10 protein-coding genes and 2 pseudogenes are annotated in these 14,145 nt (G+C 37.0%); 10 read left to right on the forward strand and 2 right to left on the reverse strand.

The window, feature by feature from the left end; genetic code table 11:
• The first annotated feature begins 6 nt into the window (after positions 1-6).
• Positions 7-2,370 carry an ATP-dependent Clp protease ATP-binding subunit ClpA gene (clpA, locus tag H710_RS03335; RefSeq protein ID WP_041849430.1) on the forward strand — a complete coding sequence of 788 codons (2,364 nt, stop codon included), beginning with the start codon at positions 7-9 and terminating at the stop codon, positions 2,368-2,370.
• Here the strand turns inward: clpA and H710_RS03340 are convergent.
• The gene (locus H710_RS03340; protein ID WP_041849431.1) at positions 2,367-2,789 is read right to left on the reverse strand and encodes an HIT family protein; all 423 of its coding nucleotides are present in this window, start codon (positions 2,787-2,789) and stop codon (positions 2,367-2,369) included. The two genes, clpA and H710_RS03340, sit on opposite strands and share 4 nt — an antisense overlap.
• Positions 2,790-2,873: 84 nt before the next feature.
• Positions 2,874-3,281, reverse strand: a pseudogene (locus H710_RS06070) (RidA family protein).
• Positions 3,282-3,455: 174 nt separating this feature from the next.
• Between H710_RS06070 and H710_RS03350 the strand changes: the two are divergent.
• The 9 genes and pseudogenes from H710_RS03350 to lpxD all read left to right on the forward strand — a co-directional run bounded on the left by H710_RS03350 (position 3,456) and on the right by lpxD (position 14,144).
• Complete coding sequence (locus H710_RS03350; protein ID WP_041849433.1) at positions 3,456-4,271, forward strand: EipB family protein; 816 nt, start codon at positions 3,456-3,458, stop codon at positions 4,269-4,271.
• Between the two features lie 160 nt (positions 4,272-4,431).
• A complete protein-coding gene (gene rpsB / locus H710_RS03355; RefSeq protein ID WP_041849434.1) occupies positions 4,432-5,247 on the forward strand; it encodes a 30S ribosomal protein S2 in 816 nt (271 codons plus the stop codon).
• 109 nt (positions 5,248-5,356) lie between these two features.
• The gene (gene tsf, locus H710_RS03360) at positions 5,357-6,280 is read left to right on the forward strand and encodes a translation elongation factor Ts (protein ID WP_041849435.1); all 924 of its coding nucleotides are present in this window, start codon (positions 5,357-5,359) and stop codon (positions 6,278-6,280) included.
• 140 nt (positions 6,281-6,420) lie between these two features.
• Positions 6,421-7,140, forward strand: coding sequence for a UMP kinase (pyrH, locus tag H710_RS03365; RefSeq protein ID WP_041849436.1), 720 nt, complete (start codon positions 6,421-6,423; stop codon positions 7,138-7,140).
• Between the two features lie 36 nt (positions 7,141-7,176).
• Complete coding sequence (gene frr / locus H710_RS03370) at positions 7,177-7,737, forward strand: ribosome recycling factor (RefSeq protein WP_041849437.1); 561 nt, start codon at positions 7,177-7,179, stop codon at positions 7,735-7,737.
• A 740-nt stretch (positions 7,738-8,477) separates the two neighbouring features.
• Complete coding sequence (locus H710_RS03375; RefSeq protein WP_041849507.1) at positions 8,478-9,296, forward strand: phosphatidate cytidylyltransferase; 819 nt, start codon at positions 8,478-8,480, stop codon at positions 9,294-9,296.
• 13 nt (positions 9,297-9,309) lie between these two features.
• Positions 9,310-10,449: pseudogene (locus H710_RS03380) on the forward strand (M50 family metallopeptidase).
• 179 nt (positions 10,450-10,628) lie between these two features.
• Positions 10,629-13,025 carry an outer membrane protein assembly factor BamA gene (gene bamA, locus H710_RS03385; RefSeq protein ID WP_041849508.1) on the forward strand — a complete coding sequence of 799 codons (2,397 nt, stop codon included), beginning with the start codon at positions 10,629-10,631 and terminating at the stop codon, positions 13,023-13,025.
• A gap of 72 nt (positions 13,026-13,097) precedes the next feature.
• Positions 13,098-14,144, forward strand: a complete 1,047-nt coding sequence (gene lpxD, locus H710_RS03390; RefSeq protein ID WP_041849438.1) for a UDP-3-O-(3-hydroxymyristoyl)glucosamine N-acyltransferase — start codon at positions 13,098-13,100, stop codon at positions 14,142-14,144.
• Position 14,145: the final 1 nt, after the last annotated feature.

Here is a 14,145-nt window from a genome sequence, read left to right on the forward strand (position 1 = left end):
GGGGTTATGCCGTCTTTTACACCCAGTCTTGAAGAAGTTTTGCATCGTGCATTAACAATTGCTACTCAAGCGCAGCATGAATATGCTACATTAGAACATCTTCTACTTGCTTTACTGGATGATGCTGATGCAAGTTCAGTTATTTGCGCTTGTCAGGTAAATGTAGAAGAATTACGGGAGCGCTTAGTCAATTATATTCAGTCAGAATTAGATGCACAAATTAGAGCAGACCAGGATACAAAACCAACGGTGTTTTTTCAGCGTGTTATTCAACGTGCAGTTATTCATGCACAATCAGCAGGAAAAGATGAGGTTTCAGGAGCAAATGTCCTTGTTGCAATTTTTTCTGAACGTGAAAGTCATGCAGTGTATTTTCTTCAAGAGATAGGCATGACACGTTATGATGCTGTACGTTTTATTTCACATGGTATTGTTCGTGATGATGGGTTGTCTCTTCTGCTTGAAGATCTTGAAGAACATCTAGATCAACAGGCTTTAGAAAATAACGAAAAAGTACCAAGCGCGCTTTCTACTTATTGTGTGAATTTGAATTGCAAAGCACGCAGTGGCAACATTGATTCATTAATTGGTCGTGACACAGAAATTTCACGAATGATTCAAATTTTATGTCGAAGATCAAAAAATAATCCGCTTTTGGTTGGTGATCCTGGTGTTGGAAAAACGGCTATCGTTGAAGGGCTGGCTAAACGTATTATTGATGGGCAAATTCCTGAAGTTTTGTCAAATGCAACAATATTTTCTCTTGATATGGGAGGGTTGGTTGCTGGAACACGCTATCGTGGTGATTTTGAAGAGCGGTTGAAGCAGGTTGTTCAAGAGCTTGAACAATATCCAGACGCTGTTTTATTTATTGATGAAATTCATACATTGATTGGAGCAGGGGCTACATCAGGAAGCAATATGGATGCAGCAAATCTTTTAAAACCTGGGTTATCTTCAGGTGATATTCGGTGTATTGGATCAACGACTTATAGGGAATATCGTAAAATTTTTGAACAAGATCGAGCTTTGGAACGTCGTTTTCAGAAAATTGATGTTAATGAGCCATCTGTTGCTGATGCAATTAAGATTTTGCAGGGATTGAAACCTTATTTTGAAGATTTTCATCAAATTAAATATACTGATGAGGCGATGAGGGCATCTGTAGAATTATCCTCACGTTATATAGCGGATCGTCGGTTACCAGATAAAGCGATTGATGTTGTCGATGAAAGTGGTGCGGCACAGATGCTTTTACCGAAGAAGCAGAGAAAAAAAAGTATAGGCGTCAAAGAAATTGAATCTACCATTGCGGCTATAGCAAGAGTTCCATCAAAAACAGTTTCTAGAGATGAGAGGAAATTGCTTAATAATCTTGAAAAAGAGCTGAAACATGTTGTTTATGGACAGGATCAAGCAATTACAGCATTAGTATCATCAATTAAATTAGCACGAGCAGGATTGCGTGAACCAGAAAAGCCAGTAGGGAATTACTTATTTTCAGGTCCAACAGGTGTTGGAAAAACTGAAGTTGCAAAGCAACTCGCATCTTCTTTAGGTATTGAACTTTTACGTTTTGATATGTCGGAATATATGGAGAGGCATACGGTTGCACGTTTGATAGGAGCTCCTCCAGGTTATGTAGGATTTGATCAAGGTGGTCTTCTTACAGATGCGGTTGATCAAAAGCCTCATGCCGTTGTGTTGTTAGATGAAATTGAAAAAGCTCATCCAGAGTTGTTTAGTATTTTATTGCAAGTGATGGATTACGACAAATTAACAGACAGCAACGGAAAAAAAATTGATTTTCGCAATATAATTTTGATTATGACAACCAATGCTGGCTCTGCGGATATGGAAAAGTCAGCAATTGGGTTTGGTTCGGTGCATCGCGATGGTGATGATATAGAGGCTATTAATCGATTATTTACACCAGAATTTCGTAACCGGTTAGACGCAGTTATTCCATTTACACCTCTATCTCAGTTAGTCATTAGTCAAATTGTGCAGAAGTTTATTTTTCAGCTTGAGGCGCAACTGATTGATCGAGGAGTTACCTTTGAACTCAGTACTTCTGCGATGATATGGCTTGCTAATAAAGGGTACAACGCTCAAATGGGTGCACGTCCACTGAGCCGTGTCATACAAGAACATATTAAGAAGCCATTAGCTGATGAAATTTTATTCGGAAAGTTACGCAATGGTGGCATGGTTCGTATATTCACAAACAAGATAAATGAAGGGAGAGAGACACTACAGTTAGAAATTTTATCTTCTATATGTTCAAAAAGTGGCAAAACCCTTAAAACTTCGTTAGGGGCTACAAAACAACGTATAAGCAAAAAAGCTTTGCAACATAAAATATTCTAAAAAGTCGCTCGGATTTTTTGTGCCTGCTCTTCGAGTATCTCCGTGGGAGTTATAACGTTATTATGGGATTCGAGCTCTACTCCTTTCATACGTGGTATAACATGGAAGTGGAGATGATAAACGGTTTGTTGGCTAGCCGCTTCATTAAATTGCATAACCGTTACGCCATCTGCTTGAAAGGCTTTTTTGACAGCGTTGGCGATTTTTTGAACAACTTTAATAACGGAGGATAATGTTTCAGTATCTGCATCCAATAAATTTCTGGAGCCTTTTCTAGGAATCACCAGCGTATGGCCTGGTGCTTGAGGCATGATATCCATAAATGCAATAACGTCATCATCTTCATAGACACGAACAGAAGGGATTTCATTGCGAATCAATTGAGCAAAAATATTATTGCTATCATAAACTTGTTTCATAGAACCGTTCCTTTTAACAGTATTTTTTCAAAACGATACTTTTAACATTCAGTATTCGCATTATGTGGGTATTTTTATGAAAAGTTAGATCTTTATAATGGCTTCTACTTTTACCGGAGTTCCCATAGAAAGAGAAGTAACACCAATAGCAGAATACACGTGTTTACCAGCTTCACCAAGAACTTTAATTCATAAAACAGAAGTTCCATTAGCAACAAGAGGAATGTTAGTAAACTTAGGATCTACAGCAATAAAAACGGTAATTTTTACTATATGTTCTATTTTATTTAAGTTACCAAGGAATAATTTCATTTATGCGAGAATATTAAGAGCGCATACCTCAACTGATTTTTTTTGCTTGTTCAACACTAACAGTTGCGCCAACTTTTCCAATTGCTATAGGGATTCCTGTTGGTAAGTGGTAGCTAGCCAAAGACAAAAAACTGTTTACCACTTTGGTGATACTGTTGTGTAATTTGCAATGGATGACATTGCTTCTTTTAGACAGCTTTCCGATTAAGTTCGTCATATTTTAACTCCATAGTTATTCTATAATACACTCTTTCATAACTTATTTTCTGATTTAAGGAAGTGTGTTGTTATTTCCAAGATATGCATTTTTATCTTTTGATACAATTACATGCGATAGAATAGCTGGAGTTTAAAATGGTTAGATTGTTATTTATTTTAGGTTTACATGTTGCTTTCCTATTTTCTGCGAGAGCTGAAGAGGCTGTTGTTTTGAGACCTCACCGAATTATTTATGATTTCAAACTTGACGATGTTCCTAGTGAGATGAAAGCATTGGGGATGTCTGGGAGGTTAGTTCATGAATTAACAGGTTCAGAATGTAAGGGTTATAAGATACGTTCTCGATTTATAAATCGTATGTATACTAAAAATATGCAAGAACGTGCAATAGATCAGCAAATAGTTAGCTATGAAACAAGTGATGGTCGTGAGTTTCATTTTGAAGTTAATGATAACGTAGGACAAGAGGTTACACATAATATTCAAGGGATAGCTGAGCGTACTGATGACGGAATCGTGGTTAAACTGAGAAAACCAAAAGAAGATGTTTATAAACTTCCATTAGCTGATTTTCCAACCATGTATCTCAAAACTATTATTCGGAAAGCAAAGGCAAACCATAATCTGTATCAAGCAACTGTATTTGATGGAACAGGTAATGCAAATAAAATTATAAAAAAGAGCGTGATTATTGGAGAAAAGCAGGCGCTGCTATCTGATTCTAAAATGGAAAAATTAGATCGAGAGGACTATTGGCCTGTGCAAATTTCTTATTATGATGATGAAAAAAATAAAGGTGGTTTACCCACCTATCATATGAACTTTTTTTTAAGTGAAACTGGCATCATGCGCGATTTATCTATAAATTATGGGGAATTTTCAATGCGTGCAGATTTGGTAAGTTTTGAGTTGCTCAATGATGAAAAAGATTCGGAGAGTTGCGAACATTGAATGATATGTAGAAAATGACTTGAAAAAAAATCAAATATTAGTACAGTACTTCAATCTCGCACGCGAAATTTGGGTGTTTACTGCAATATTAGGTAAATATCCGCCGGTAGTAGGGTTTTCTTACTTTTTTCGCGGAGGTTACACCGGAAAGGATAAGATAGTGGCATTACCAGATTTTACTATGCGCCAGCTTTTAGAGGCGGGTGTGCATTTTGGCCATCAGACACAGCGCTGGAATCCGAAGATGGCGCCTTATATTTATGGCCAGCGCAACAACATTCATATTATTGATCTTTCTCAAACTGTTCCGCTTTTGTATCAAGCGCTTAAGCTTGTTTCAGATACAGTTGCTCGTGGTGGCCGTGTTCTATTTGTTGGTACTAAGCGGCAGGCATCTGATATTATTGCTGACGCGGCTAACCGTTCAGCACAATATCATGTTAATGCACGTTGGTTGGGTGGTATGCTAACGAATTGGAAAACGATTTCTAATTCAATACACCGTTTGCGTAAGTTTGATAAAATTCTTGCTGCTGAAGCACAGGGTTTTACCAAGAAAGAGCGTTTAAATCTTGAGCGTGATCGCGAAAAATTGAATCGTGCACTTGGTGGTATTAAAGATATGGGATCTACTCCAGATCTTATGTTTATCATTGATACAAATAAAGAAAATATTGCTATCCAAGAAGCAAAGCGCCTAGGTATTCCAGTCGTAGCTATTATTGATACTAATTGTGATCCTGATGGTGTTGACTATCCGATTCCGGGTAACGACGATGCTTCGCGCGCGATTTCTCTTTATTGTGATCTTTTCGCACGTGCGGCTCTTGATGGTATTGCGCGTCAGAAAGGTGCAATGGGAGTTGATTTAGGTGCTCAGGCTGATGCTCCTATAGAACCAGTTTTGGAAGATGTAGCAGTTGATACATCTGCTGCGGATCTTATTTCAGAAGATACGATTCCGGTTTCTAACTAAGTAATTTAAAAGTGCCTGTTGAGGCATAATTTTCTAAAGAAAAAATGTGAATGTGCATAGGAGTTTTTTCCATGCGCGTTTTCTCTGTTATAGAATTAAAGAGGAAAATATGATCATTACTGCTGCACAAGTAAAAGAACTTCGAGAATTATCGGGCGCTGGTATGATGGATTGCAAAGTAGCTTTAATGGAAACCAATGGTGATATAAAGGCTGCGGTTGACTGGCTTCGCAAAAAAGGCATCGCCAAGGCAGATAAAAAGGCTGGACGTACAGCAGCTGAGGGATTAGTTGGTATTGCATCTAAAGGTTTAAGTGCTGTTGTGGTTGAAGTTAACTCTGAAACAGATTTTGTTGCGCGCAACGATGCATTTCAAACAATTGTACGAAATGTAGCAACCGCTGCTTTAGATACAGAAGGCAGTGTTGAATCTGTTTCTACATCTATTTATCCAGGTTCTGAGAAAACAGTAGAAGAAGCAATTAAGGATGCAATTAGTACAATTGGCGAGAATATGACATTTCGTCGCTCAGCTAAGTTATCTGTTCAAAATGGTGCTGTTGCTACTTATATTCATAATGGTGTTGCGGATGGTCTTGGAAAACTTGGAGTTTTGGTTGGTATTGAAACGACAGGAGATAAGGAAGTTGCGGTTGATTTTGCTCGCAAAATTGCGATGCATATTGCTGCAACTAATCCATTAGCTTTAACAGTAGCGGATGTTGATGCCAGTATTATCGAGCGTGAAAAAGCAATTTTTTCAGATCAGGCGCGTCAGTCAGGAAAGCCTGAAGATATTGTTGAGAAAATGGTAGAGGGTCGCATACGTAAATTTTACGAAGAGGTTGTTCTGTTTTCTCAGGCTTTTGTTCTGAACCCTGATGTTACTGTTGAGGCTTCTTTGAAAGATGCAGAAAAAATGATTGGAGCTCCAGCAAAAATCACAGGTTTTATTCGCTTTGCGTTGGGTGAAGGCGTAGAAAAGGAAGAGGTCGATTTTGCTGCAGAAGTTGCAGCTGTCGCAAAGGGTTAATAGTTTTTTCGATCATTTAGCAGAAATTTCAAACTGCATTCTAAATAAAAAATATAATTGTCTGAAGGGCATCACGTGACAATGTGGTGCCCTTAGTGTATCGAAAACAAAAAAGTAATGTGCTTTTTGGGAGATTATATATGACATTAGCTCTTCGATATAAACGTGTTTTGTTAAAAGTATCTGGTGAAGCACTTATGGGAGAACAAAGTTTTGGAATTGATGTTTCAGTTGCAGACCGTATTGCTTCTGATATTGCTGACGTGCGAAAAATGGGTGTGGAAGTCGCTATTGTAATAGGTGGTGGTAATATTTTTCGTGGGGTTGCTGTTGCTTCGCGTGGTGGCGACCGTGTAACTGGTGATCATATGGGAATGCTTGCAACAGCTATCAATTCTCTGGCGTTGCGAACATCATTGACGAAGCTAGGTATTGAAACGGTTGTACTCTCTGCAATTGCCATGCCACAAATATGCGAAAGTTTTTCTCAGCGTAAGGCAATGAGCTATATGGAACAAGGAAAAGTTGTTATTTTTGCAGGTGGTACAGGTAATCCATTTTTTACTACTGATTCTGCTGCTACTTTACGGGCAGCAGAAATTTGTGCGGATGTTTTATTGAAAGGAACACAAGTAGACGGTATTTATTCTGCTGATCCAAAGATAAATTCTACCGCTAAACGTTTTAATCAACTAACGCATGTTGAAATTTTACGATTAGGATTGTCTATTATGGATACGACAGCAGTAACTTTAGCACGTGAAAATAATATACCGATTATTGTATATTCCATTCATGAAAAAGGTGGTCTGGCTAAGGTGTTAAATGGGACAGGGCGGTTTACAGTAGTATCACAATAAAGATAATTTCAGAACATAATTAAAGGAGGCAGTACTATGAGTGTTACATCAATTATGAATGATCTGAAACGTCGGATGGATGGTTCTATTTCGGCTTTTAAACACGAGTTAAGTGGTTTGAGGACTGGGCGAGCATCGGCTAGCTTGTTGGAGCCATTGACTGTTGAAGCTTATGGTTCTGTTGTCCCTATAAAACAGGTAGCAAATATTTCTGTTCCAGAGCCGCGGATGCTTTCAGTTTCTGTATGGGATAAAACGATGGTAGGAGCTGTGGAGCGTGCTATTCGTGATTGTGGTTTTGGTTTAAATCCCATTGCTGATGGTATGAATTTACGTATTCCTTTGCCTGAATTGAATGAAGAACGCCGTAAAGAGTTGGTAAAAATCGCGCATCAATATGCAGAGCAGGCTCGTGTTGCCACTCGCCATGTTCGTCGTGATGGTATGGATAATTTAAAAAAATTAGAAAAAGAAGGCGAAATTAGCCAAGATGAGGTTCGTAGTTTATCTGAAAAAGTTCAAAAACTCACAGATGACGCTATTGCTGACATTGATAAAATTTTAATTATGAAAGAAACCGAAATTATGCAGGTTTAAGATTTTTTTATCCTTAAAAAAGGTGTTGTATCTACGTTGTCTCGTCTGATTATGAATTAGGACCGTGCAATTTAGTGTATAATTTCTTTATTAATATAAGGTATATTATTTTGCATTATACTGTGTATTATACGAGAAAGACTAGTTTGGATTGATCAGTACTTTTTCCTTTTAAAAAATATTTAATGAGATTTAGTTAATTAAAAAGATTTTTAAAGTTTTTTGTTAAACTGTACAGTAAGGAAATTCATATTTGTTCTATTGGCAATCATCAGGTATCCTGAGGTTATTTCAGCAGCGTTAGTAGATGTAAAGATATGATGTCTTGTAATGGCACTTTAACTTATCATTTTATTTAATTATAAAGGGTATAATTAACCAGTTGAGCAACTTTTGCTTCGTGCAATGATTTTTTATCTTCTGAATAATCGTGAGTATTTTTCGGTAATAAAAAATATTTAGATATAAAAATGCTAAATCTTGATTGCATTGTTAATATAAACGGTAAATAGCATTTTGAGCTTACTTTTATAGTAAGCCACAGAGTCTGATCATTATATTTCATAATGTTTTGAGTTACATTTTGATTGAATAAACCTTTGGAGTGACAATAATTAATTATTGGATTGTTGTGATAAGTCTAAATAAAGTTACAGAGGTATAACTGTAAAAACAGTGTATAGCAGATTTTGTTTTTGCAATTAGTTTTTGCCTTTTTGGTTATGTTTGGAGATATAACTTTGTCTAACCTTTTTTTGCGCATTCTTACAGCTTTTGTTTTTGGCACTATTACTTTATGCTTAACATGGTTTGGAGGAGCTTTATTTTTCTTATTTATATGGGGAATTGGAGGTTTTATCCTATATGAGTGGATTACGATCACTAAAGATAAATGGAGCTTTTTACAAAAAATATTGGCAGGTGTTTTTTATTTTGTTTTTTGTATATTCTTATTATTAGGCACATCCGCTCTGTTAATTTTTGGTATTTTGATAGCTTTAGCAGTATTTTTGGGTAGTGTTGGACTCTTCAAAAATATTGGCTGGGTTTTGTGTGGTTTTCTTTACGCATCTTTGCCTGTTGTATCTTTGTCTTTTTTACGAGGTTATGAGATATTAGGGCTTCGGATGGTTATTTTTTTATTTATGATAGTATGGGGAACAGATATTGCCGCGTATTTTATTGGTCGCGCGTTTGGTGGCCCTAAATTAGCACCAAAATTTTCTCCTAATAAAACATGGTCCGGAGCTATAGGTGGTACCCTAGTTGGAGTTTCTGGTGGTGTATTTGTTGTCTTTTTTGTTTTTGACATGGGCCAAATAACTATTATTGTACCATTATTGGCTTTAATTATATCAATTATTTCACAAATTAGTGATTTAGGCCAATCGTGGTTGAAGAGGCGATTTTCTGTTAAAGATTCTGGTTATTTTTTACCTGGACATGGTGGGTTCATGGATCGTATGGATGGGTTAGTTGGTGCTGCTTTTATGCTTTATTTAATCAGTTCTTTTATGTCTGGTCTGAATACACCTTTTAATTTCTTTTATATGATTTAGTGGGGGCAATGTTTTGGAATTTTTAAATCATATCCTTAGTGGAGTTGAGGCACTTTGGAGAGACTTTGGTATTGTCTTTATCATTATGGTTATTATTTTTGTTCACGAGATAGGACATTATCTTGTTGGACGATAGTGCGGTATTAAAACATCGTTTCTCGCTTGGATTCGGACCATCTATACTGAATTATACAAACAAACATGGCACACGGTGGTGTTTAGGATTAATTCTTTTTGAAGGATATGTAAAATTTATCAATGATCAGGATGGGATCAGTATGCTGTCGCCAGAATCATCATCGTTGATGCATGGTTGATTTGCTGGCGTTCGTGCTTGAAAAGGGCTTCTACCGTTTTTGCTGGTCCTTTATTCAATATTCTTTTTAGTATTATTATTTAACGTTTTTTTCTTTTCTCATGGGCGCGTAACCATTGAGCTTGGAGTTGGTTCTTTGGAAAAAGATTCTCCTGCTGTTCAGGCAGGTTTGATATTAGGCGATCGTTTTATTGAAATGAATGGTAAAAGAGTTAAAAGTTTTGAAAATTTAGTAACATATGTGACTTTTCATAGTGGAGATCGCATAAAATTTAAAATGGAGTGCATGGGAAGAGTGTTTAGTACGGTGATTACATCGATAGTGACAGAAAAAGATGATGGATTTGGCAATCAAGTTCGGGTTGGCATGATTGGTGTGGGTGTACCTGTTGATCCAGGTAACTCCACGCGTTTAGATCAAACTTATAAGAAATATATTCACTATAATTTCTTGGAAGCAATGGAAGAAGCATTAGAGCGTACAACACTGATTGTCACGCGAACGTTTTTTATTGGCCGTTTAATAAAAGGACAAGGAAATCTTTGTCAATTAAGTGATCCTTCGAAGACTATTAAAATTGCTTGGCAAATTAATGAAAAGGTTTTTTCTCTTTTGAATTTTGCAGCTTTTTTTTGGTTAGTATTGATCTCATTAACCTTTTTCCGATTTCTCCGCTTGATGGCGGACACTTATTACTTTATATTATTGAAGTTATTGTTGGAAAGCCAGTACCAGCTAAAATTCAGGAAGTTATTTTCCATATAGATCTATTTATTGTTTGCGCATTTATGATTTTTGCGCTCTTTAATGATTATTTTTGTTGGTTTAGCTATTAAGTTATAGCAAATATTTTGCAAATTAGTTACTATTTAAGAATTAAGGAAATAGGGGTTAAGAGCTGTTTGCTGTATTCGCAAAGTTACGTATCATAGCTATTAGTAAATTAAGTAGATAAGATACAAGAAGAGCTTTTTGTATGTATGTTCAGGGAAAAAAATATAAGGTGAAGAAGCCAATGGCCATGAATTCAAAATTTTTTAACGCAGCATCTATGTTGGTATTAATTAGGGTTACAGTTATTCCAGTAATCGCTGCTGTACCAGTTTCGATTATTGGAAATGCTCAGGCATCTGTTGTTCAGTCTATTGAAATTCATGGTAATAATCTTGTAGATGCTGAGACGATTCAGGGTAATATAAGTATCAAAGCTGGGAAGACTTTTGAAAGTAGCGATATTAACGCTGCCGTGAAGCAGCTTTTTGGATTAGGTTTGTTTTATGATGTTAAAATAAATCAGGTAGGCAATAAGCTAATTGTAACAGTTAAAGAATATGAGATTATCAATCAAGTATTGTTTCAAGGAAACAGAGCACTCAAAGAACCTGATCTTAAACGTTTCATTGCTTTGAAACCGAATGCAACTTTCAGTGCTGCTAAGCTATCAGCTGACATCAAGACGATTAAGGACGCTTATCGCACTGTTGGTCGTAGTAATATTTCTGTTTCAGCCCAAACTATTAACTTAGGAAAAGGGCGTGTGAATGTTATTTTCAAGATTGTTGAGGGTCAGAGAACAAAGATTAAGAATATCGTATTTGAAGGGAATAAAGCATTTGGAAGTCGTCGTTTACATGATGTTATTTCAACAAAATCTTCAGGAATCTTCTCTTTATTAATGAGGGGTGATGTTTATACTGAAGAACGTTTGGCTGCAGATGAGCAAGCGCTGCGTCTTTTTTATTATAATCGTGGTTATGCCGATTTCCGTATTGTTTCATCCAAAGCATTGTTTGATGAAGTTAATAATAGCTATGAGATTTACTTCGTTCTTGATGAAGGAGCGCGCTATAAAATTGGTAATGTAGGTGTTGAAAGCGATATTGATGGAATTGATACTAAATCCATGACAAGTATGCTTAAAACCCGTCCAGGTGATGTTTATAGTGCAGAGCTTATTGAGCGGTCTGTTGCAATTATCAATAATAAAGTTGCTGATTCTGGATATGCTTTCGCCAAAGTTGATCCTCGGGGAAATCGTGATTTTCAAAATCACACAATTTCTATTCTTTATAATATTGAGCAAGGGCCACGGGTTTATATTCAAAGGATTGATATACGTGGTAATGAAAAAACTCGTGATAATGTTATCCGTCGTGAAATTGATTTGAACGAGGGTGATGCATATAATCAAACATTAGTGCGACGAGCACAACGTCGGTTAGAAAATTTGGGTTTTTTCAAAACAGTTAATATTTCGATGGTACCGACTAGTGAGTCTGATCAGGTTACCTTAGTTATAGATGTAGTAGAAACGCCAACAGGAGATTTTTCTTTCTCTGGTGGTTATACTACAGGTGGTAATAGTCCAGGTATGTCGCTTGAAGCATCTGTGACTGAACGGAATCTTGGAGGCTATGGTCAGTATGTTCGTTTAGGTTTAGGTGCTGGTCAGGGAAATTCTCGTAATTACAATTTATCATTTGTTGAGCCTTATTTCCTAGGTTATCGCTTGTCTTCAGGTATTGATATTTTCCGTAGTACCTCTCGTGTTGATAAGGCATATGATTCGCAGCAAACAGGTGGTTCTCTTCGATTTGGGGTATCAATTAATGAGGAAATTTCTGCAAGTTTAGCTTATTCTTACGTGCAGGAAGAATATAATTTTGGTAGCAATTATGATTTAACCGATGATGCAGTTATAGAAGAGTTGTATGATAAATATTCTGGCGCGATTGTTCAGGCTGCAAAGAATAGTCCTTGGAAGCGTTCATCAGTCATTTGGGGTCTAACTTATAACTCTGTTGATAATATGAGAAATCCGCATGACGGTTTGTATATTCGTGCGTTGCAAGAATATGCAGGACTTGGTGGAAACGCAAAATTCTTAAAAACGACAGGTAAAGCGATGATGTATAAAACATTGTCTGATGAAATGGATCTCGTTGGTTTGCTTTCTGTTGGTGCTGGTTATATACATGAAATAAGTAAAGATGGTGTTCGTATTTTTGATATGTTTAAAAGCAATACTGATATAATTCGGGGATTTAGGTATAATGGAATAGGCCCGCGTCAGATTTCTAATACGGGTGAGGTGTCTTTCTTAGGAGGAACAACATATATGAATGCAACTGCTGAAGCACAGTTTCCTATTCCTCTTATTCCTGATAGTTTAGGTTTTCGTGGTGCTGTATTTGCAGATGCTGCAACACTTTATGGTAATAATTATAAACCTGTTTTACAAAATGAAAAGCCGGTTACAGATCTTGGCAGTGCATGGCGTACATCTGCAGGTGTTAGTTTAATGTGGGAGTCACCGTTTGGTCCACTTCGTGTTGATTATGCTTGGCCAATAACTAAGCAAAACGGTGACCAAGTGCAGAATTTGAATTTTGGTATTTCTACTAAGTTTTAATTTAGATTTTCTCTAGGGAGGAGGAGGAGGCTTCTAAAGGAAATGAATTAAGCTAGGAGAGAAATTGTTTTGATGGCAGATACATTTTTTTTTATGCCGTCTCGGCGATTGACGGTTGCTGATGTTGTTGAGCTGACGGGTGCAGGGCTTCGTGACCCAAAATTTTCCAATATAGTTATAAAAACTCTTTCTTCTATTGAAAATGCTCGAGAAGGTTCTCTTGTGTTTTTAGAAAATCAGAAATTTGCAGATGTTTTATTAGGTAGTTTTGCAGCTGCAGTTTTCTGTAGGAGTGATGTCGTTGTTAAAGTTCCTGAATCAATAGCAGCTTTAGTAACATCAACGCCACAACGCGATTTTGCTCAAATTGGGCGCATTTTATTTCCTGATTCCGTTAAGCCAACGCCTTGGTTTGGCCAAAAGGAAATTTCACCACATGCGCATATCCACCCAAGTGCCAAGATTGAAGATGATGTCTGTATTGAAGCAGGGGCGATTATTGGTAAAAATGTTGAAATTGGTGCAGGAACTCTTGTTTCGTCAACTGCTGTTATTGGTGAAAATTGTCGTATTGGGCGTGAGTGTTATATTGCTCCCAGAGTAACGGTCCAGTATTCTTTGATAGGTGATAAAGTTCGACTTCATCCTGGTGTTTGCATTGGACAGGACGGTTTTGGATATGTTAGTGGTGCTTTTGGCGTTGAAAAAATTCCGCAACTTGGTCGTGTTATCATTCAAGATGGTGTAGAAATTGGCGCAAATACAACAGTTGATCGTGGAACATTTGAAGATACAATTATTGGTGAGGGTAGCAAAATCGATAATTTAGTACAGATCGCTCATAATGTGAGGATAGGTCGTTATTGCCTCATTGCTGCTCAGTGTGGCATTGCTGGAAGTACATCTATAGGTGATATGTCTCGACTTGGTGGGAGCGTTGGGGTTGTAGACCATGTTACAATAGGTGAAGGAGTTCAGATTGCTGCTGGTAGTGGCGTTATGAATGATATTCCCGATGGCGAAAAGTGGGGTGGAAGTCCAGCTCAGCCATTTAAAAAATGGTTTCGTGAAATGGTGGCGTTGCGCAATATTGGCCAGGTTAAAAGGGAGAAACGCTAAT

The sequence above is a fragment of the Bartonella bacilliformis Ver097 genome (genome assembly GCF_000709795.1).
GTDB classification, from domain to species: domain Bacteria; phylum Pseudomonadota; class Alphaproteobacteria; order Rhizobiales; family Rhizobiaceae; genus Bartonella; species Bartonella bacilliformis_A.